17 protein-coding genes are annotated in these 21,182 nt (G+C 69.7%); 11 read left to right on the forward strand and 6 right to left on the reverse strand.

From position 1 onward, the window contains the following. Positions 1-147 precede the first annotated feature (147 nt). The 9 genes from Q664_RS61710 (at position 148) to Q664_RS40245 (ending at position 14,175) form a co-directional block, all read left to right on the forward strand. Positions 148-861, forward strand: a complete 714-nt coding sequence (locus Q664_RS61710) for an HNH endonuclease (RefSeq protein ID WP_052519260.1) — start codon at positions 148-150, stop codon at positions 859-861. 19 nt (positions 862-880) lie between these two features. Continuing rightward, positions 881-1,321, forward strand: coding sequence for an SMI1/KNR4 family protein (locus tag Q664_RS40210; protein WP_160174609.1), 441 nt, complete (start codon positions 881-883; stop codon positions 1,319-1,321). Positions 1,322-1,428: 107 nt separating this feature from the next. Further along, a complete protein-coding gene (locus Q664_RS40215) occupies positions 1,429-1,890 on the forward strand; it encodes a hypothetical protein (RefSeq protein ID WP_043408716.1) in 462 nt (153 codons plus the stop codon). 14 nt (positions 1,891-1,904) lie between these two features. After that, positions 1,905-4,100, forward strand: coding sequence for an FUSC family protein (locus Q664_RS40220; RefSeq protein WP_075207651.1), 2,196 nt, complete (start codon positions 1,905-1,907; stop codon positions 4,098-4,100). 31 nt (positions 4,101-4,131) lie between these two features. After that, the gene (locus tag Q664_RS40225; protein WP_043408718.1) at positions 4,132-4,578 is read left to right on the forward strand and encodes a hypothetical protein; all 447 of its coding nucleotides are present in this window, start codon (positions 4,132-4,134) and stop codon (positions 4,576-4,578) included. A 9-nt stretch (positions 4,579-4,587) separates the two neighbouring features. After that, the gene (locus Q664_RS60305; RefSeq protein WP_043408720.1) at positions 4,588-8,385 is read left to right on the forward strand and encodes a hypothetical protein; all 3,798 of its coding nucleotides are present in this window, start codon (positions 4,588-4,590) and stop codon (positions 8,383-8,385) included. Positions 8,386-8,581: 196 nt separating this feature from the next. Continuing rightward, complete coding sequence (locus Q664_RS40235; protein WP_052519261.1) at positions 8,582-9,706, forward strand: efflux RND transporter periplasmic adaptor subunit; 1,125 nt, start codon at positions 8,582-8,584, stop codon at positions 9,704-9,706. A gap of 15 nt (positions 9,707-9,721) precedes the next feature. Next, positions 9,722-12,916, forward strand: a complete 3,195-nt coding sequence (locus Q664_RS40240; protein ID WP_043408721.1) for an efflux RND transporter permease subunit — start codon at positions 9,722-9,724, stop codon at positions 12,914-12,916. Next, positions 12,913-14,175 (forward strand): TolC family protein, encoded by a 1,263-nt coding sequence (locus Q664_RS40245; RefSeq protein WP_043408723.1) that lies wholly within the window; start codon positions 12,913-12,915, stop codon positions 14,173-14,175. The genes Q664_RS40240 and Q664_RS40245 overlap by 4 nt, the downstream gene beginning before the upstream one ends. 62 nt (positions 14,176-14,237) lie before the next feature. Here Q664_RS40245 and Q664_RS40250 read toward each other — a convergent pair whose 3' ends face one another. Genes Q664_RS40250 through thiS form a run of 6 tightly spaced genes read right to left on the reverse strand, consistent with a single transcriptional unit; the run spans position 14,238 to position 18,962 of the window. Further along, positions 14,238-15,416: a DUF4350 domain-containing protein gene (locus tag Q664_RS40250; RefSeq protein WP_043408726.1), complete on the reverse strand. Its 1,179-nt coding sequence runs from the start codon at positions 15,414-15,416 to the stop codon at positions 14,238-14,240. Then, positions 15,413-16,288, reverse strand: a complete 876-nt coding sequence (locus tag Q664_RS40255) for a DUF4129 domain-containing protein (RefSeq protein ID WP_043408728.1) — start codon at positions 16,286-16,288, stop codon at positions 15,413-15,415. Before Q664_RS40255 ends, Q664_RS40250 begins: the two co-directional genes overlap by 4 nt. Next, positions 16,285-17,289 (reverse strand): hypothetical protein, encoded by a 1,005-nt coding sequence (locus Q664_RS40260; protein WP_235217069.1) that lies wholly within the window; start codon positions 17,287-17,289, stop codon positions 16,285-16,287. The genes Q664_RS40255 and Q664_RS40260 overlap by 4 nt, the downstream gene beginning before the upstream one ends. A gap of 43 nt (positions 17,290-17,332) precedes the next feature. After that, on the reverse strand, positions 17,333-17,968 hold the full coding sequence (locus Q664_RS40265; protein WP_235217070.1) for a thiamine phosphate synthase: 636 nt from the start codon (positions 17,966-17,968) through the stop codon (positions 17,333-17,335). Beyond that, entirely contained in the window at positions 17,968-18,750 is a 783-nt protein-coding gene (locus Q664_RS40270) for a thiazole synthase (RefSeq protein WP_043408733.1), read from the reverse strand. Before Q664_RS40270 ends, Q664_RS40265 begins: the two co-directional genes overlap by 1 nt. Positions 18,751-18,761: 11 nt before the next feature. Next, positions 18,762-18,962 carry a sulfur carrier protein ThiS gene (thiS, locus tag Q664_RS40275; RefSeq protein WP_043408735.1) on the reverse strand — a complete coding sequence of 67 codons (201 nt, stop codon included), beginning with the start codon at positions 18,960-18,962 and terminating at the stop codon, positions 18,762-18,764. A 98-nt stretch (positions 18,963-19,060) separates the two neighbouring features. Between thiS and Q664_RS40280 the strand changes: the two genes are divergently transcribed. Beyond that, positions 19,061-19,444: a hypothetical protein gene (locus Q664_RS40280; protein WP_043408738.1), complete on the forward strand. Its 384-nt coding sequence runs from the start codon at positions 19,061-19,063 to the stop codon at positions 19,442-19,444. Between the two features lie 193 nt (positions 19,445-19,637). Beyond that, entirely contained in the window at positions 19,638-20,963 is a 1,326-nt protein-coding gene (locus tag Q664_RS40285; RefSeq protein ID WP_043408741.1) for an MFS transporter, read from the forward strand. Positions 20,964-21,182: the final 219 nt, after the last annotated feature.

Here is a 21,182-nt window from a genome sequence, read left to right on the forward strand (position 1 = left end):
GCAGGCTCACCCCGCGCGATCAGCCCGCGGCTGCTCGCCACCGGTGGGCGCCTGTCGGCGGGACTATACTTCAGCCGTAGGGCCGGGTGGGATAACCTCTCCCGTGGGACTTTGAATCAAGCCTGGGCAGTGGGGTGGGGGAGCCACATGACGCTGAAAGGGCCGGGGCTACCAGGGTTCGGGCGCGCGGCGCAGCTCTTGAGCGCCGAAACGGGCCTGAATCTGTCGACGGTGGCGAGCGAGGTCGAGGCGATCATGGTTGCTCGGCCCAGCATCACCGTGGTTCTGGCTCCAACGGCCCATGCCATGGCTTCTCAGGGAATAGATGGCAGCCTGGGCTCGCGCTCTCAGGCGGCGCAGTCAGAGCCGAACCATCATCGGCTGGAAAAAATCGAGGAATGGCGCAAGCCGAAGCTTACAGAAGATGGTCGTGTTCTCCCCTACAAGGACACGCGGAAGCCGTCGGAACCCATCGTCAACCTGGGGCGCAACCGAGCTGGAAAGTCCCTCACGAATGGCAGGGACACCCTTCGATTCGACGAGAACGGCTTCGCGCAGTTCGAGACGCGGTTCGAAACACTGCTCGAGGAGATCCACATCGGAAGTGGCCGCCCTGATCTCCACTTCAAGGCAGCCAACAAGCGGCTCTACGAAGCGATTCGGGCCGATTCCGGGTTGGCAAGGCAGCTGGGTCTCTCCGCGGAAGAGGTGGCTGCGTTACCAACGAGCAGGAGGCCGCCCTCCGGTTATACCTGGCACCACCATCAAGACGTTGGCCGGATGCAGCTCATCCCCGATAGTGCTCATGATCTCGCGAAACCGCACACGGGCGGAATGGCGATCTGGGGTGGCGGGTATTGATGGTTTCCTCGAGGGCTCGATGATGGATATCCGCTGGGAAAACTACGTCTGGAAGGAGCCACGTCCTGTTGCTTCCTCCGAGCTCGAGCGGCTCGAGGACATGTGGCAGGTCGCTCTACCTGGTGAGTTCAAGAGGATTGCCGCGGCCCATCAGGGCATGGCTCCCGAGCCCTGTGTCTTCAAGGTGGGCAGAGGCGCCAATGTGTTCAGCGTTCTGTTGACGGTAACCCGGGACGCTGACCGCGCGAGCTACTCCATTCAGGATTCCTACGATCTCATCCGCTCCCATGTTCCTTCAGGCATCTATCCTTTCGGGAAGACGCCGGGCGGGGAGTACCTGTGTTTTGACTACAGAGGAGCAGCCCATCAGCCCCAGATCGTCCTGGTGACGGTGGAGATGTCCGTCCTCCCCGTGGCCAACAGCTTCCAGGAACTGCTGGAGGGGTTGCATGACGATTGAGACGGGGCGCGGATTATAGACGGACGCGAGGCGCCCCGGCTGCCCCCCCACCATGTTCCGGGGGACAATACGGGGCACTTCGCGGACGGGTAGACTGCGCGTGGACCATGTCCGCCACGCGCTTCTGCACCTTCGACGACTCTCTCTGGCCGCTGCTCATCCTGCGGATCGTGGGAGAGCCGTCGAATCAGCAGTTCGAGGAGTACCTCGACGTGTCGGCGTCCTACCTTCACCGGGGGGAGCGGCACGTCGTCATCGCCGATGTGCTCCGGGCTGGAATCGAATCGACCGAGCAGCGCCGCAAACGGGCGGAGTGGATGGGCCGGTATGACGGGCTCACGCGGGAATTGGTGCTCGGTAACGCCTTCGTCATCAACTCCCCCTTTCTCCGGCTGGGGTTGAACCTCCTTCTCCACCTCAGACAGCCTTCCTGGCCGTACCTCGTCGTTCCCCGCATGGAGTCGGCCGTCGCGTGGGCCGCTGGCCAGATGGACGAGGCAGGCCTGCGGGAGCCCGCCCATCGCATCCGGCGGCACTTCGGCTTGCTCCCCATGAGTCAGTCCGGTTAGTTCCGCCAGACCTCATGCTCACCCGGCGTCTGCTCGAACATGCGAAGGAGGTCGCCCGCTTCGCCCCGGTGCGGCCAGCGGTGAAGGCGGGCCTCCGCGCGGCGATCGCCACCCTGTTGCCCGTGCTGCTGGCCAGCGTCTTCCAGCTCCCGGGCGTCATCTGGCTCAGCGTGGGCGGCTTCAATACCTCCTTCGCGGACAGGGGCGGCTCCTACCGCTCCCGCGCCTCCAGCATGGGCGCGGTGGCCCTCACCTGTTCGCTCTCGGTCTTCGTGGGCGGTCTGGCCGGGATCCACCCCGCGCTGGCCATCCCCGTGGCCCTGTTCTGGGTGACGGCCTGCAGCTACGCCGGGGTGTACGGCGCCACCGCTGGCTTCGTGGGCAACATCGCGGCGAGCGCCTTCGTCATCTCCCTGGCCCTGCCTGCCTCCGGGCTCCTCGATGCCTTCTCGCGCGTGGGCTACCTGCTCGCGGGCGCCTGCTGGGCGATGGTGCTCTCGCTCGTCCTGTGGCCCATCCGCCCCTACCGGCCCGCGCGCCTCGCCCTCGGCCGCTGCTTCCGGGCGCTGTCGGAATTCGTGGGCGAGGTGGCTCGGCTCTCCACCGGGGCCGACGGCGCGGCCTGGCAGGCGTTGGTCCAGGGACACCACGGGCGGCTGCGCGAGGCCCTGGAGGAGGCCCGGAACACCCTCGCCGCCACCCGCCGTGGGCGCTCGGATCGCGCGCGTGGGGAGCGGCTGTTGGTGCTGCTCCAGATGGCGGACTCGATGTTCGAGGCGATGATCGCCCTCGCCGATGTGACGGAGAGTCTGTCGCACGGGACCGGGGTCCGTCCGGCCCAGGAGGAGGTGGCGCGCGCGCTCACCGCCTTCTCCGGGACCCTCCAGGAACTCGCGCGCATCACCGAGACCGAGAGCCCGGCCGGGCAGTTGCCCGCGCTGGAGTGGGGCCCGGAGGCGCTTCGGGAGGCCCTCGCCCGAACCGAGAACGTCGGGGGGTCCGAGGCCATGCGCGTCGTCGACCGTGCGCAGGCCCTTCACGCGGCCCGGTTGCTGGCGCAACTCCGGGAGTTCGCGGGGCTCGCGCTGGAGCGGGCCGCGAGCCTCGCGGATGCTCGTCCGTCCACCACCGGGCGCGAGCCGCCTCGGCCCGCTCTGGCCGAGCCGAGGCGTCCGTTGCTCGAGCCGCTGCGCGAGAACCTGACCCGGGACTCGGTCGTGCTCCGGCATGCGCTCCGGGTCGGCGTCACCACGGCGATCGCGGTCTGGATCACCGCCCACTCGAGCCTGAGCCACGGCTACTGGGTGACGATCACCGTGCTCACGATCATGCTGCCGTATACCGGGCCGACCTTCCTCAAGGGGTTGCAGCGCGTGGTGGGCACGATGGTGGGAGGCATCCTCGCCGCGTTGGTCGCCGCATGGCTGCATGATCCGCACGCCATCATGATGCTGGCGTTCTTCACCGTGGCCATCAGCGTGGCCGTCATCTCGGTGAACTACGGGCTCTACACCATCTTCCTCACGGTCACCTTCGTGCTCCTGGCCGAGGTGGGCAGTGGAGACTGGAGTCTGGCCGGGGTGCGTATCGTCAACACCCTCATCGGTGGCGCCCTGGCGCTGGCGGGCTCCTGGCTCCTGTGGGAGCGGGCGGAGAAGGAGCTCTTTCCCGAGCAGCTCGCGGCGGCCCTCAGGGCGGACCGCGAGTACTTCCAGCAGGTGTTCTCCGCCTGGCTCGGGACTCCGGGGAGTCCGGATGCATCACTCGGCGAGGCGCGGCGGAAGATGGGACTGGCGAGCCTCAACGCGGAGGCCTCCTTCCAGCGGCTGCTCTCCGAGCCACGGCGGCGCACGGAGCCGCTCGAGCCCTTGATGACGCTGCTCGCGTATACCCGCCGCTTCGCGGCCGCGGTGATAGCGCTCTCGCCCGTCCACCACGAGCGGGCCCCGGAGCGGGTCCGGGCCGGCCTGGAGCGCTTCGCGAGCTCCATCGATCAAGTGTTGGAGGATCTGGCCGGTGCGGTGGTCCAGGGGCGTCCGCCCATGCCGCTGCCCGACCTGACCGGGCTTCTGGGTGGGGAGACGCCTTCTACCGGAGGAGCGACTGCCCTGGCCGCGGAAGATCCCCTACTGCGCGCCCAGCTCGAGCGGGTGGTCCGGCAGCTCACCATTCTTCATGGCGCCGCGTCGCGGAGGGCCAGTCCCCCGTAGCCACGCGCGGAAGGTACACTGTGCGTGGATCATGCCCGCCACGCCTTTCTGCACCTTCGACGACTCGCTCTGGCCGCTGCTCCGGCTGCGCGTCGTGGGGGAGGCGTCGAACCAGCAGTTCGAGGAGTACCTGAAGGTCTCCGCGTCCTACTTCCATCGCGGAGAGCCGCATGTGGTCGTTTCCGATCTGCTCCATGTCGGAATGATTTCGGCCGAGCTTCGCCGCAGGCAGGCGGAGTGGACGGCACGGCATGAGGGGATCATCCGGCGGACGTTGCTCGGCAATGCCTTCGTCATCAGCAACGCACCGTTCTTCCGGCTCGGGTTGAACATCCTCTTCCACCTCAATCCGCCCTCCTGGCCCTATGTCGTCGTTTCCAACATGGAGCCGGCACTGGCGTGGGCCGTCGTCCGGCTGGAGGAGGTGGGCTTGCGGGAGCCCGCGGAGCGTGTCCGGCGGCACTTCGATCGGCTATAAACAGGCCCGATGAAGCGCTCCTTCCTGGTCGCGGCTTGTCTTTTCTTCCTCTCCCTCGCCGTTGCCATTCCGTCCGCGCGGGCGGCCAGCCAGCCCCGGCGCGTCACGAACGCCACGCATGTCGTGAAGCTCTGGTCCCCCTCCCAGCACCTCTACGTGAAGGGGGACATCGGGGTCTCGGACGCGCAGCTGCGCGAGCTCGAGAAGTGGTTGAATCAGCGGCCCCACTGGACCGTGGTGCTGCTGGACAGCGCCCAAGGGGAGCGCTTCGTCGACGCGGCGGGCACTTCCTTCGAGGGCATCGAGGCGGTGAAGCATGCGCTCGGCAAGGGGCTGTCGAACCGCACGGGCTTCGGTTCCCTGAAGCATCCGAAGACAGGCGAGCCGGACGGCGCCATCTTCCTGCTGTCCGTGCGTGATCGGAACCTGTCGTACTTCGGGTCCGACGCGCAGGACCGGCGCGGCCTGGGTGAGGCGAACTGGAAGGGCAGGCTCGATGCCCCGGCCATCGCCGCCATGCGCAGTGGAGGGCGCATCCTCGATGCGGTGCGCGACACCGTTACCGATATCGACAAGCGGCTGGCGGTCATCCTCGAGCTGGAGCAGGCGAACCGCGAGCGTGCCCGCCAGCGGGGAGTCTCGCGGCTGAAGCAGGCCGAAGAGGCGCTCACGGCACTCGAGACGTCTCGCTTGAAGGCCTTCGCCGTGCCGGAGTTGGAGGCGGCGAAGGCGGCGCTCGAACAGGCGCGTTCCTCCGTTGTCACGCTGGCGCCCCACCACGAGTCGCTGCTCTCCGAGGCGGAAACCCTGCGCCAGAAGGTGGAGACCCTCCTGGCCGAGATGGAGCGCCAGGAGTCCCTGCTGGACGAGCAGGCCCGTCTGCTCGAGGCCCTCGAGAAGGAATCCCGCGCCGGGCTCATCCAGCAGCAGCTCGCGGACGCGCATGCGGCGCTGCGGCGGGCTCGCGAGGCGTTCGCCCGTCAGGATCGCACCTTCCCCGAGGCGCTGCGCTCGAGCCAGGAGCCGTACGAGGCCGCCCTCGTGATCCTCCAGGAGGCCGAGTTCAAAGCGGCCTTGCGCGGCGCGCTCGTGGGCATCGCCGTCCTGGCCCTGGGCATCTTCCTCTTGCTCCTGCGGCTCGACCGGAACCGGCACATGCGCAATGCCGCCGATCTCCACGCCCAGTGGCGCAAGGCCCTCGACGAGAAGATGCAGGCGCTCTTCGAGCTGCTCGACCGGACCCACCTGGCCGCCGGCCACTCGCGAGAGGAGATCCAGAAGCGCTACTCGGGCACCACGCGCGAGCGGGCCCTGGCACTCGCCTCCGGCGTGGATGAACTGTTCCTGCTGTCCGTGGGGGCCTCTCGCGTGCTGGACCAGGCCGAGGCGCTGCTCACGGGCAGGGGCCTCCTGGATTGGCTCGTGGTCCAGTTCTCGGCCCCGCGCTTCCAGAAGGTGACGCATCTGCTGCGCGACAAGCTCATCGCCTTCCACCCCGATGATGGCATCGAGCTCGTGCTGCGGGGCCGTCCCACCGCCGAGCAGCGGCTCATCGGAGACCTCGCCAGCTACCAGCCGTTCTCGCTGCACTTCGAGGAACTCATCGAGGCCTTCAACACGCGCGCCAGCAATGTCCTCCCGGTGCTCGAGGTGCTGGAGGCCGTGCCGGGTCAGGCGGGGGCGGGCGTCGCGGCGCTGGAGCGCCTCCTCTCCGAGGTGCACACGGTGGAGTCCGAGGCCGTGCGGCTTCGCGTCCCCGCGCTCCTCGAGCGGGTCGTGCCGTCGCTCGAGGCGCTCCTCGCGGAGGCGCGCTCGCTCCTCGTGGAGGATCCGATGGGCGCATTCCACGGGCCGCTCGCCAGTGCACGCCAGCAGGGCGCGGACACGTCGGAGCTGCTGCTCGTGCTCGCTCGTGGCCGCTCGGAGGGGGTGCCCCTGGCGGAGCGTGCGGGGGAGGCGCTCGCGTCCGCCGGACTGTCCCGCCAGTGGCTCGACGAGGCGCTCGACACGCTCCACCGTCAGTCCGACGAGGTGGCGCGAGCGTTGGTGACGCGCCAGGCCGGCGTGGACGTGAAGGCCCTCGCCGAGGCGCTCGGGCGGCTGGAGCAGCGCGCGGCCGAGGCGGGGCGGCTCGTGGAGGGGTGCGGACGCGCTCGCGCCGAGCTGACGCGGGTGACGGAGGAGCTCGAGACGGCTCGGGCCGGATTGGGCCAGGCCATGGGTCTGGCGCCCGCGTTGATGCTGCGGGAGGAGGGGAGGGATCCTTCCGTGCGCCTCACCTCGGGCGAGCAGTCGCTCGCGCGGGGCCGCGAGGCGCTGAGCCGAGGCGAGCTGGAGGCCGCGCGCACCGGCGTCGAGGCGGCCCTCGCGGGCGCGTCCGAGGCGGCGCAGTGGGTGGCCCGGAGCCGCGAGGTGCACGCCCGCTTCGAGGCATGGTGCGAGGAGTGCCGGGCCGAGGCGAAGCGGTTCGCGGGGTTCATGGCCGAGCGCCAGGCCCCACTGACGGAAACGATGCGCCGCTACCTGCCGTCGGCGCTGAGATTGCGCGCGGACGATCCGATTCACCCCAACGCGAATGGCACCGTCCAGGACAACCTGCGCGAGGCCGCCTCGAACACGCAGCGGGCCGCGGAGCTGCTCCAGTCGGCGCTCAAGCTCTTCTCCCAGGGATGGTTGCTCACCTCGGCCGAGCGGATCGGCCAGGTGCGGGAACAGCAGGCACTCGCCGTGCACCGGCTCGAAGAGCTCACGGAGAAGGTGCGTCAGCTCCAGGCCGCCGAGGAAGCGAATCCGCAACTGCTCTCGGCGGCCGAGGCGCTCGCCGCCGCGTGTGCCGTCGAGGTGGACGATCCTCGCGTCATGGCGCCTACCCGGAGCACGCTCGAGACGGCACGGGGGCTGGTGGAGGCGGCCCGTGCCATGGTGGGCGTCCTGCCCGGTGATCCGCTCGAGGCGGCCGAGCGGCTGTCGGCGGCGAATCTGTCGCTCGCCCATGTCCAGCGGAGCGTGGCGAATGATCACTCGCTGCACGCTCGCGCCGGGGAGGGTCTGCGCTGCGCCCGGTCGGCGTTCGAGGGCGCCCAGCAGTGGGTGCGGCGCGCCGCGACGGATGGCATCACCGACAGCCGTGAGACCACGCGCGCCGTGAATGCGATCGGCTCGCTGGAGGGGGAGATCCAGAAGGCGGAAGATACGTTCGGCAAGCCCCACGGCGACTGGCTCGCGCTCGAGAGCGAGGGCGAGCGGCTCGAGCTTCAGGTGGCCCGCGAGGCCGCCGCGCTGCGCAACGAGCTGGAGGCCGCCGAGCGTGCGGTGCGAGCCATTCAAGAGGCGGGGAAGCCGGTCAAACGCGCCAAGGACTGGTTCCCGTCCCATGGCGTCACCATCCGGGGGAATCCCGGCTCACGGCGGCTCACCGAGGCCCGCGCGGCCCTCCAGAATGGGGACTACGCCTCCGCCCAGTCGGCCGCCGAGAACGCCTCGCAGCTCGCGCTCGCGGCCATCGCCGCGGCCGAGCAGGAGGTCGCCCGATACGTCGAGGAGGAACGGCGGCGCGAGGAGGAGCGGGAGCGCGAGAGGGAACGCGAGCGCGAGAGGGAACGCGAGCGGCAGCGCGAGCGCGAACGGGAGTACAGCTGGAGCTCCAGCAGCTCGAGCAGTTCGAGCTCCTTCTTCAGCAGCTCCAGCTCCAGCGACTCGGGCTTCTCCAGCTCGTCCTGGAGCGACAGCTCCAGCAGCAGCAGCTCCAGCGATTCGAGCTCCAGCTCCAGCTCCAACGACTCGGGCTTCGGCAGCTCGAGCTGGTGAGCCCTGGCTTTACCCGTTCGTGACGGAGAACGGGTTTTCGCCCACATACAACCCCCACCGCCGCCTGCCTGCCTGCCCCATCCTGTGCTTGACAATTCCCCCCCCCCGGGGATTAGTTAGTTTGCGGTCACTAACTTATCTCGGGCCGAGGAACTGCCCCTCTCGAAGGGGGGGTAGGGAGCACGGGAGCACAGGTATGCAGAAGATTCTTCGGAATGGCAGGACGGGTAGGACGCCGACGTTCAAGGTGCTGGTGGCGGGCGGATTGGTGTTGACGCTCGGAGCGGGTTGTGGCTCGCGGGTGGACGCCGCGCAGGGCAAGCCGGGGGCGCAGCAGGCCTCGGCGCAGGAGCCCGCGGTGAAGGCGGACACGGTGGAGGTGGGAGAGGCGAAGGTTCCTCGCTTCCTCACGCTGACCGGCTCGCTGTCGGCCTACGAGGACTCGGACGTGGCCGCCGGTGCCGCCGGCAAGGTGACGTCCGTGCACGTCGAGCGCGGCTCGGTGGTGAAGAAGGGCGACGTGCTGGTGAAGCTGGACGCGCGCACCGCGGCGGCGAGCCTCGAGGAGGCCCGCGCCCAGATGGCCCTGGTCAAGTCCCAGCAGGCCCTGGCCGACGCCGAGTGCGAGCGCAACCAGAAGCTCTTCGAGGGTGGCTCCGTGTCCACCGCCGATCATGATCGCGCCCAGGCCCAGTGCCGCAACGCGGCGGCGCAGGCCGCGGCCACCGCCGCGCGCCTGAGCCTGCTGGAGATCAACGCGGCCGACGCCACCATCCGCGCCCCGTTCGACGGCGTGGTGCTCGAGCGCGTGGTGTCCGTGGGCGAGTACGTCCGCCAGGACTCCAAGGTGGTGACGCTGGTGGCGCTGGATCCGCTGCGCCTGGAGCTCACCGTGCCGGAGTCCTCGGCCGCCTTCATCCGCAAGGATCAGGAGGTGGAGTTCACCCTCACGGCGGCGCCCAACGTGGTGCACAAGACGAAGGTGTCCTTCGTGGGCGCGGGCCTGCGCCGCGGCACGCGCGACCTGGTGGTGGAGGCGCTGGTGCCCAACAAGGATCGCTCGCTGCTGCCGGGCCAGTTCGCCACGGCGAAGGTGCAGCTGGGCGAGCAGCAGCTCCCGGTGGTGCCGCGCACGGCGGTGGTGGAGGACGGCCCGCGCCACAAGGTCTTCGTGGTGAGCGACGGGCGGCTGGAGGAGCGCGTCGTCCAGGTGAGCGAGTCCGCGGCGGACTCGCTGGGCGTGATGGCGGGCGTTCGCGTGGGCGAGCGCGTGGTGGCGGTGGCGCGGGGTGACCTGCGCGACGGCCAGAAGCTTCAGTAGGCGAGGGCACCGCACATGCAATGGCTCGCGAGTATCTGTGTCCGTAAGCCCGTCTTCGCGTCGGTGCTCATCCTGCTGATCTGTGTGGTCGGCGGCGCCGGCTACATGAAGCTCAACGTCGATCGCTTCCCCAAGGTGGACTTCCCCGTCGTGGTGGTGAACACGGTCATGCGTGGCGCCGCCCCCGAGGAGATGGAGATCGACATCACCGAGAAGGTGGAGGAGGCGGTCAACACCATCTCGGGTATCGACGAGATGAACTCCACGACCTCCGAGGGCGTGAGCACGGTGGTCATCACGTTCGTCCTGGAGAAGGACGTGGATGTGGCCGTGCAGGAGGTGCGCGACCGCATCAATCAGATCACCTACGAACTGCCGCGGGACGCCGAGACGCCGCTGGTGCAGAAGTTCGATCCGGACGCCGTGCCAGTCATCATCCTGTCCGTGCAGGCGGAGAAGCCGGTGCGGGAGATCACCGAGTACGCGGATCGCGTGCTGCGCCGGAGGCTGGAGACGGTGCCGGGAGTGGGCCAGGTGACGCTCATCGGTGGCCGCAAGCGTCAGGTGAACGTGTGGATGGACCCGGCGAGGATGCGCGCGGCGGGCGTGAGCGCGGGACAGCTGCAGGCCGCGCTGGCCTCGCAGAACATGTCGCTGCCCGGTGGCAGCATCGAGACGGGCCCGCAGCGCTTCACCCTGCGTCTGCGCGGGCGTGTCACGAGCGTGGAGGAGCTGGGCAACCTCGTGCTGCGCGAGAGCAATGGCCACATCCTGCGCGTGAAGGACGTGGCCCGGGTGGAGGATGGTGAGCAGGAGGCGGAGACGGCCGCCATGCGCGATGGCAAGTCCGCCGTGCTGCTGTCCATCCGCAAGCAGTCCGGTGAGAACACGGTGTCGCTGGTGGCCGAGGTGCTCCGGCGCGTGAAGGATCTGACGCCGATGCTGCCGCCGGGCTACTCGCTGCAGGTGGTGCGCGACAACTCGGAGACGACCCTCACCGCCGTGCACGCGGTGCAGGAGCACCTGCTGCTGGGGGGTCTGTTCGCCGCGCTGGTGGTGCTGCTGTTCCTCGGAAGCTGGCGCAGCACCATCATCGCCGCGCTCGCCATCCCCACGTCCATCATCGGCACCTTCGCGGTGATGAAGTACCTGGACCTCAACCTCAACAGCATCAGTCTTCTGGCGCTCGCGCTGGCGGTGGGTATCGTCATCGACGACGCCATCGTGGTGCTGGAGAACATCCACCGCTTCATCCACGAGAAGAAGCTCAAGCCCTTCCCGGCCGCCATCCTGGCCACCAAGGAGATCGGCCTCGCGGTGCTCGCCACCACGCTGTCGCTGCTCGCGGTGTTCCTCCCGGTGGCCTTCATGGGCGGCATGCCCGGGCGCTTCCTGAGCAGCTTCGGCCTGACGATGGGCGCCTCCATCGCCGTGTCGCTGCTGGTGTCCTTCACGCTCACGCCCATGCTGTGCGCGCGTTGGCTGGGTGGCGCGGCGACTTCCGAGCACGGGGGTCATCACCGCAAGCCCCTGCTGGAGCGTGCCACGGACATCGTCTACATGCCCATGGAGCGGGCCTATGAGCGCGCCCTGCGCTGGGTGATGGCGCACCGCTGGGTGGCCGTCGTGGCCTCGGTGGTGACGCTCGGCTCGTGCGGCCCCCTCATGGGCGCCGTCCCCAAGGGCTTCCTCCCCAAGAGCGACGAGGCCCAGTTCCAGGTGAGCGTCCGCATGCCCGAGGGCACCAGCCTGGACTCCACGCTCCTGGTGACCGAGCGGGTCGCCCGCGAGATGCGCGAGAAGATTCCCGAGGTGACCTCCACGCTCGTCACCATCGGCGAGGGCGCGGACAAGACGCCCAACGTGGCCGGCATCTTCGTGAAGATCGTCAACCCGGATCAGCGCGCGGCCACCCAGGACGAGATCATGAACAAGGTGCGCAATGAGATCACCTCCAAGATGCCCAAGGCGTACCGGGTGAGCGTGTCCAACGCGCCGCTCTTCGGCGGTGCGGGGACGCAGGCGGCCGTCCAGTACGTGGTGACGGGTCCCGAGTTCGACGAGCTGGGCAAGCAGGCCTCCATTCTGCTGGGCAAGCTGAAGCAGGTTCCCGGCGTGGTGGACGCGGACAGCAACCTCATCATCGGCAAGCCCGAGGTGAGCGCGTACATCGACCGTTCCCGCGCCGCGGACCTGGGCGTGCAGGTGCCCGACGTGGCCGCCACGCTGCAGATGGTGGTGGGTGGCCTCGACGTGTCCACCTACGTGGAGAATGGCAACCTGTACGACGTGCGGCTGCGCGCCGAGCCGTCCGCTCGCGCCAGCATGGAGGACATCCGCCAGCTCACCGTGCCCTCGGCCCGGCTCGGCTCCGTCCCCCTGTCGGACGTGGTGAACCTGCAGCAGGAGGAAGGTCCCTCGCAGATCAGCCGCATGAACCGCCAGCGGCAGATCATGCTCTCCGCCAACACCGCCCCGGGCGTGAGCACGGGTCAGATCGTGGAGCAGTTCGACAAGATCATCGCGGAGTCGAAGCTGCCGGCCGGCTACGCGGCGAGGCCCGCGGGTCAGTCCCGCGAGATCGGCCGCACGGTGGGCAACTTCGCCCTGGCGTTCGGCCTGGCCTTCATCTTCATGTACCTGATCCTCGCCGCGCAGTTCGAGTCGTGGATCCACCCCATCACCATCCTCCTGTCCCTGCCGCTCACCGTCCCGTTCGCGTTGATCTCCCTGCTGGTGTTCAAGCAGTCGCTCGACATGTACTCGATGCTGGGTCTGCTGGTGCTCTTCGGCGTGGTGAAGAAGAACTCGATTCTGCAGATCGACCACACCAACCAGCTCCGGCGCGAGGGCATGAACCGGCTGGAGGCCATCATCCACGGCAGCAAGGACCGGTTGCGGCCCATCCTCATGACCACGCTGTCGTTCGTGGCGGGCATGATTCCGCTGCTGCTCTCCAAGGGCGTGGGCGCGAGCTTCAACCAGGCCACGGCCGGCGTGGTGGTGGGTGGTCAGACGTTGTCGCTGGTGCTCACGCTGCTGGTGACGCCAGTGGCCTATTCGTTGTTCGACGACGCCTCGGCGTGGTTCGGCCGGAAGTTCGCCTCCAAGCGCTCGCCCGAGGAGACGGGTGAGGCCGAGGTGGCCCGTGCCTATGGCGGCGACACGCTCGCCGAGCTGCGCCCGGCACATGATTCGGAGGCAGCATGATCGCCTTGCTCGCAATGACGCTGACGGTGAGCGCCGCGACGCCGGTGCTTACCCTGGAAGAGGCGCTTCAGTCGGCGCGCCAGAACAACCTGGACCTGAAGGTGGCGCGTGCCCGGCTGGAGCAGTCCCGGCTCCTGTCCAACAGGGCGTGGGCCGCGTACCTGCCCTCCATCTCGGTGGGCGCCACCTATACCCGTAACTCCAATGAAGCGGTGGTGGCGCTGCCGGGTGGTCCGCAGATCGTCATCCAGCCGTTCGATCAGCTCTCCGCGCAGGCGGAGATCCGGCAGGCCATCATCGCCCCGTCGCTCTGGCCCGCCATCCGCAACGCGGGGATCGCCGAGGACGTGGCGGAACTGAACACGGACAACGCGCGGCGGGAGATCCTCTTCGCCGTGGCCCAGGCTTACTTCGGCGCCGCCAGCTTCCAGGAGTCCATCCGCGCCACGCAGTTCCTCCTGGATGTGAACAAGGCGCGCGAGTCGGACACGCAGAAGCGATTCGACGCGGGCACGGTGACGAAGGTGGCGCTGCTCCGCTCGCAGCTGGACCGGACGCGTGCCGAGCAGGATCTGGTGCGGGCTCGCAATGCCTTCGCCTCCTCGCGGCTGGCGCTCGCCACGCTCATCCAGCGTGACGCGGACTTCACGCTGGAGCTGCCGCCGGTGCCGCAGGTGCCCACTGAGGGCGAGGACCTGGTGAAGCAGGCGCTGGATCAGCGGCCGGACGTGGCCGCCGCGCGGCGCAACCTGGACCTGGCAATGGGCCGCAAGAGCGGCGTGTGGTTCTCCTATGCGCCCTCGGTGGGCTTCTCCGGTCTCTACCGGGTCAGCAACGCCGCGGGCTTCGCCGGACAGAACGACATCTGGGCGCTGTCGTTGAGCGCGCAGTGGACGCTCTGGGACGGCGGCATCCGGGAGATCAACCTGCGCGAGGAGTCCGCCCGCGTGGCCGAGGCGTCGGCCCAGCAGAAGCAGGCGGAGGCCCGGGCGGTGGAGGAGGTGTCCCGCGCGCAGCTGGAGTACGAGAACGCCAAGGCCAACCTCACCAAGGCCGAGGAGGCCCTGGGGCTGGCGCGTGAGACGCAGCGTCTCACGGAGATCAGCTTCAAGGCGGGTGTGGCCACGTACCTCGAGGTGGCGGACGCCAACTCCGCGCTGACGGGCGCCGAGGTGGGTGCCATCTCCGAGCGTCTGCAGACGTCGCTCGCGGCGCTGCGGCTGCTGCGTGCCGCCGGTTTCTTCGCGGCCAAGGAGTAGCCGATGTCCCCTCTCCCTCTGGGAGAGGGTCAGGGTGAGGGTCTTCCGTCTGGTGAAGACCCTCACCGGCCCGTGATGAGGTTCTCGAGGCGCGCATACTGGCGCGCCAGCCTCGCGTAGTCGGAAGGCCGGATGTCCCGCTGCTCCATCGTGCGCACCAGGTCCTCCCTCGTGGCCAGGTAGTCCGCCGCGGGCAGCCCGCAGCTCCGCTCCAGCATCCGCGCCGCCTCGTCCTCCGGCAGGGTGAGGGGAATGCCCAGCCGCTCGTGCATGTGCCGCCGCAGTTGCCGCGCCAGCTCGGGCACCAGCTCGCGCTCCACCTTCGAGCGCCGGGCCAGCCAGCCGAGGGAACGCACGTACTCCAGTGCCGAGCGGTGCTTCTCCACCACCAGCGGCCGCGGTGGGCCGAAGCGCGTCCCGCGCGACACCGCGTAGATCAGCCCCACCAGCAGGCCCTGCGCCACGAAGACCCACAGGCCCCGGGCCGAGGGGGGCTCCGGCTTCGGTGGCACACCATGGTGGTACTCGTCGAAGGCGAGTGGCCCGCGCGCCGCCAGTGCGTCCCAGAAGCGCAGGTTGTCCAGCAGCTCCAGCCGCCGGTTCTCCGCCAGGTCCGTTCCCGCCAGCACGTACACCTCGCCGCGTCCCTCGGGCACCCGCCACACCACCGCCACGCCCTTCGCTCCGGCGAGTGGCACCGCCTCCGGCCGCTCCACCGTGATGCCCCGGTCCAGCGCCACGCGGAATCGCTCCAGGCCTCGCATCGGGCCCACCGGCACCCAGACGCGCACCGTCGTCCCCGTGAGATCCTTTTCCTTCGGCGGCAGCCCCTCCGAGTCCGGTGTCAGCATCGGGCCCTCCGAGAGCCGCAGCCAGCCGTCCAACTGGGGCTGCTTCGCCTTCGCTTCCCTCGACGCCAGATAGACGAGTGTCCCGCCCTGGGAGACCCAGCTCCGCAGTGCGCCGGCCTCCTCCTCCGTCACGGGCCGTCCCGAGGGGGCCGCCACCACCACCGTCCGAATGCCGTCCGGGAGCCCCGGTCCATCGAGCGCCTCCCGCAGTGCCGACACCCGGGCGCCCGACTCCTCGAGGTACAGGTACAGCGCTCGGACTCCCATGGCCCCCGGGTTGTCCACCGAGGGCACCGGCGACGGGGCAGGGGACTGGTTCACCGCGAGCCCCAGTCCCAGCGCCAACGCCACCAGCACGCCGTAGATGATCGCCGTCCGAGAGACCTTCATGCCACCGCTCCCGCGAGCCCCTGGTGCAGCCGCTCCACGTCGTCCACGAAGCGCGCCGCGTCCTCCGGCGGCACCGGCTCGAGCGAGTAGAAGGCCTGGTCGTACCAACGCATCAGCCGCTCCACCTCGCCCGTGAGCTGCGTGGAGGCTCCCCGTCCGGGCAGCTCGCCCACCAGCTCGCGATTCGTCTTCACCCGGTCCGGCCGCGCCAGCCGCTTCGCCTCCAGCGAGGACAGCAGCGCCAGCAGGCCCTCCCGGATCGCCTCGCGCGGCCGGGTCCTCAGCGCCGCTCGCGCCCGCGTCAGGTGCTCACCCGGGGAGTCGAGCTCCAGGGCCGCCGGGCCCGTTTGCCCGTCCGCTTCCCGGCGCACCGGGGCCCGCCGCCAGTGGCGCAGGCGCAGCACCGCGAAGAGCACCGCCGCGAAGCCCAGTCCCAGCACCACCGTGCGCGTGCTCGTCGCGAAGCCCTGCGCCTCGCGCGTCATCAGCAGCTCCTCCAGGAATGCCCTCAGCTCCCGCATCAGCCGCTGGAGCACGTCGCCCTGGCGTTGCCTCGCCTGGGCGAACTCGGGCCGCGAGAGGATCTCCTGGAGCCGGGCCGCATCCGTGGTCCGGGGCGCTGGTGCAATTGGTGTTACCTCGGGCGGTGCGCAGGCCGCCTGGATGCGCCGGGCCGCCGTCTCCGCTCGCGCCGCGGAGGTCTCATCGCCCGGTGCCCGCAGGGGCAGCTCCCAGCGCTGCTCCAGTGCATCGAGGTGTGCGGCCATCGCCGCCGGCTCGCCCCTGGCCAGCTCCGTGAGCTGTTGGAGCTCGCTCGTGGCGTTCTCGCACGGCAGGGCCGCGAGCCACAGCAGCACCAGCCCGGACATCATCGCGCCTCCAGGCGCCTCTCGAGATCCAACCCCTCCCGGCGCACGCGCATGTCCAGGTAGAGCAACGCGTAGACGACGAGTCCCAGCGGGTTGAACACCGCCTGGCCCACCACCTGCAGCAGCTCCGCGGGCACCAGCAGCGACTGCGGCGCCGGGTTGGCCGCCGGGTCGAGCGCGCTGCCATGGATGAACTGGATGATCAGCGCGGGCAGTCCGCACAGGACACTCACGGCGATCAGGATGATGGACACCACGGTGACGAGGATCATCGCCCGCACCGTCACACGCCCGGTGAAGCCCGGCCCCACCCGTCCCGAGAGCAGGGCCCCCGAGCGCCGGAAGGAGGGCACCGCCGGGAGATCCTCCATGGCCATCACCGGCGCCAGCAGCGAGAAGCGCAGCAGGTACCAGAGGAGTCCGCCCACCATCCCGAGCCCCGCGAGGATGGGGCCACCGGCGAGCAAAATCCATCCGAGCACCCGTACGCCCGAGATCGTTCCCTGCGTGCTCAGCACGATCGCCCCGCCCACGCCCGCGAGCAGCGCGCCGGGTAGCATCAGCAGCAGGATGGCGCCCACCGCCCAGAGCAGGGACAGCAGGTACGCCCCGGTGAACGTGCCCACCCGCTTCAGCGCGCGCTGCATCCCATCCGACGGGCGCGTGGGTTCCCCGAGCTGCGTGGGCACCACGTACCGGGACACCGCCAGCGTGTTCAGCGAGTAGAGCCAGAAGGTGACGCCCAGGGTCGCCGTCAGCATCAACAGGAAGCGGGAGTATTCGGCCGCCAGCACCGACATGTCTCCGTCCCGCACGGCCGCCTGGATCATCGTCAGGTTCCGCTGTGCCGTCAGTTGCAGGGCCTTGGTCAGGATGTACGAGACGAGGTTGAAGCCGAGGCTCAGCAGGAAGAGCGTCTTGAAGTGCTTGCGCCAGAACGTGGCCGCGCGGTCGATGATCTCACCGACGGCGAGGGGACGCAGATCCGAAGGGGGAGGGCTCACGGGGCCCAGCATACCGGGGGCGTGGTGTCCTGGGGGAAGACCCTCACCCCGTCCCTCTCCCAGAGGGAGAGGGGAGGGTGCACAGCGCCCTCGTGGCGGCGCCCGGGTCATCGGCCTCCAGCACCGCCGAGATGACCGCGAAGCCCGCTGCCTCCCCGAGCAGCGCGGCCCGCTCCGGCGTGATGCCTCCGAGCGCCAGGGCGGGGCAGGGCAGGGCCGCCGCCAGCCTTCGGAAACCCTCGGGCCCCAGCGTGGGCCGCGTGTCCTCCGGCTTCGAGCCCGGCGGGAACACCGGGCTCACCAGCGCCAGGTCCGCGCCCACGGCCCGGCGCGCCTCCCGCTCGTCGTGCACCGCCACGCTCACCTGCCTTCCCGGGGGCAGGTGCGGACGAACATCCTCCGGCGTCAGGCCCGCCGCGGGCAGGTGCAGGTGCGCTCCCACGAGCAGGGCCACGTCCAACCGGCCATTGACGTAGAGGGGATTGCCTCGCGCCCGGCACAGCCCGGCCAGCAGCCGGGCCTCCTCCAGGAACTGGCGCGCCGTGGCCTCCGGGTGACGGTGCTGCACGGCCACCTGGGGCCCCACCTCCAGCGCCCGCTCCAGCGCGGCCAACAGCCGCTCCCGGGGCAGGCGCCAGTCGGTGATGACCATCACCCGAGGCGTCACTCGAAGCGTCACTACTCGACGAGCCCCTCGAGCGGGCTCGACGCCGACGCATACGCCTTGCGCGGAATCCGGCCGGACAGGAAGGCCTCGCGGCCCGCCTCGATGGCCAGCTTCATGGCGCGCGCCATGCGCACCGGATCCTTCGCGCCCGCGATGGCCGTGTTCATCAGCACCGCGTCCACGCCCAGCTCCATGGCGATGGCCGCGTCCGACGCCGTGCCCACGCCCGCGTCTACAATCACCGGCACCTTCACCGTCTCGCGGATGAGGCGGATGTTGTGCGGGTTGCGGATGCCCAGCCCCGAGCCGATCGGCGCCGCCAGCGGCATCACCGCCGCGCACCCCACGTCCTCCAGCTTGCGCGCCGTGATGGGGTCATCCGACGTGTAGGGCAGCACCGTGAAGCCCTCCTTCACCAGGACGCGCGCCGCCTTCAGCGTCTCCTCCACGTCCGGGTAGAGCGTCTTCTCGTCGCCCAGCACCTCGAGCTTCACCCACTTGCTCATGCCCAGCTCCTCGGCGAGCCGGCAGGTGCGCACCGCGTCGTCCGCCGTGTAGCAGAGCGCCGTGTTCGGCAGCAGCCGCATGCGCGAGCGGTCGATCCAGCTCATCAGCGAGGCCTCGCCCTTCGCCGCGAGATCCAACCGCCGCACCGCCACCGTCACCATCTCCGCGCCCGAGGCCTCGTGGCACCGCTTCATCACCTCGTGGCTGGGGTACTTCCCCGTGCCCACGATGAGGCGCGATTGGAAGGTCACTCCCGAGATCACCAGGGGCTTGTCCTGCACGCTCATTGCTCGCTCCTCTATCCGCCACCGACGAAGGTGACGATCTCCACGCGATCCTCCGGGGACAGCTGGTACTCGGGGTGGCGCGCGCGGCGGACCACCTCCGCGTTCACCTCCACCGCCACCCCCGGCCCTCCCACCTCCAACGAGGCGAGCAGCGCCGCCAGGGTGATTCCCTCGGGGACTTCTCGTGCCTGTCCGTTGATCCAGATCGTCACGGCTCGATGCTCCTGCTGCTGGCGCCCGACGCACTACAGGCGCGCCCCTGTGCTGTCAACGCGCACTCCGGGCATCACCCCTGGTTATACTCCGCGGCATGTTCACCGTTCGAAGCAGGCTCGTGGCCAGTGCCCTGGTGCTGACGCTGGGGCTCCCGGCCTCCGCCGCCGAGCCCACTCCCACCGCGGATGCTCCCACGCGCGCCGCCGGCCTCCATGGCCACCGGTATGCCTTCGTCGCCGGGGGGCTGTTCCTCATCGGGGGGGCCACGTTCGGCTACCTCGCCCAGGGTGAGGCCAACCGTGCCCGCACGCTCTCCTCCGCACGCGAGTCCGGCGCCGCGCTCGACAGGGCCCGCACCCACGCCGCCACCGCCAACGTGCTCTACGCCATGGCGGGGGCGACCGTCCTCTACGGGCTGGTCCTGGAGCTGCTCCCGGAGCCCGCCGCGGAGAAGGCGAGCCTCACGTTCCACTTCTGAGCCACTGCCGGGGCGGCGGCGCTCAGCGCACCTTCGTCCACGTTGGTCCAGTGTCCGATGACGTCCGCCTTCCCACGGAGCTGGCCTTGGCTGATCGACGCCCGGGATCCGAGCTGCCCAAACCATGACGAGTGGTAGCGCGGCCAGAGGAGACTTGCCCGGTCCGGGGTTCTCACGCTCTGATTCGGCCCCCATGCAGGCCTCCTCTCCCCACGAGCCCCTCCCGCCGTCCGCGCAGCGCCCGCTCACCCTCCAGGACGTCAAGACGCTCGGACTGGCGGCGCTGGGTGGGGCGCTGGAGTTCTACGACTTCATCATCTTCGTGTTCTTCACCTCGGTGATCGGGCAGCTCTTCTTCCCGCCCGAAACCTCCGAGTGGTTGCGCCAGTTGCAGTCGTTCGGCCTGTTCGCGGCCGCCTACCTGGCGCGCCCGTTGGGCGGCATCGTGATGGCGCACTTCGGTGACCGCAGTGGCCGCAAGCGCATGTTCGCGCTGAGCGTGTTCATGATGTCGGTGCCGACGCTGCTGATCGGCTGTCTGCCCACCTACGCCACCGCCGGGTACGCGGCGCCGCTGGCGCTGCTGGTGCTGCGCATGATGCAGGGCGCGGCGGTGGGCGGTGAGGTGCCGGGTGCCTGGGTGTTCGTCTCCGAGCACGTGCCGGAGCACCGCGTCGGCTTCGCCTGCGGCACGCTCACCTCCGGCCTCACGTTCGGCATCCTGATCGGCTCGCTGGTGGCCACGGCGGTCAACAAGATCTACACCCCCGAGGCGGTGCGGGACTTCGCCTGGCGACTGCCCTTCCTGGTGGGAGGCGTGTTCGGCTTCTTCGCCGTGTTCCTGCGCCGCTGGCTGGCGGAGACCCCGGTCTTCGAGGAGATGCGCCAGCGCAAGGCCCTGGTGCAGGAGCTGCCGCTCAAGGCCGTGCTGCGCGGCCATGGGCTCTCGGTGGCGGTGTCGATGCTGCTCACCTGGGTGCTCACCGCCGGCATCGTGGTGGTGATCCTCATGACGCCCACGCTGGTGCAGAAGCTGTACGGAATCGCTCCGGCCCAGGCGCTGGAGGCCAACAGCGTGGCCACGCTGAGCCTCACCGTCGGGTGTGTCGTCTTCGGCCTGCTCGCGGATCGCTTCGGGACGGGGTGGATGCTGGGGATCGGCACCCTCGCCCTGCTGGCGGCGACGTACGGGCTCTATTACGGCGTGGGCTCGTCGCCGGAGCAGCTCGTGCCGCTGTACGCGCTGGCGGGCTTCTGTGTCGGCGTGGTGGGCGTGGTGCCCACGGTGATGGTGCGCGCCTTCCCGGCGGCGGTCCGCTTCTCGGGGCTCTCGTTTTCCTACAACGTGTCCTATGCCATCTTCGGCGGCCTGACGCCCCTGGCGGTCACCCTGATGATGAAGGAGCAGCCCCTGGCACCCGCGCATTACGTGGCGGGGGTGTGCGCCATGGGCTTCCTGGTGGCGCTCTACCTGCTGAGCGTGGGCCGCGCGCGTTTCGCCACGCTGAGCGCCTCGTAGCGCCCGGCCCCTCTCCCAGCGGGGAACCCCCCCACATGTCCAAGATCGCTGATTTCATCGAGCAGAACCGCGAGCTTCTCGTACAGCGTTTCCTCGAGGAATCGGCGTCCCTGGAGAGCGCGCGGGGGCTGCGGCCCGACGAGGTCATCGGCTGCCTCCCGGCCTGGCTCGCCACGCTCGTCACCCTCTTCCGCGAGGGGCCCCGGCCAGAGGCGATGG

Source organism: Archangium violaceum Cb vi76 (assembly GCF_000733295.1).
GTDB classification, from domain to species: Bacteria; Myxococcota; Myxococcia; order Myxococcales; family Myxococcaceae; genus Archangium; species Archangium violaceum.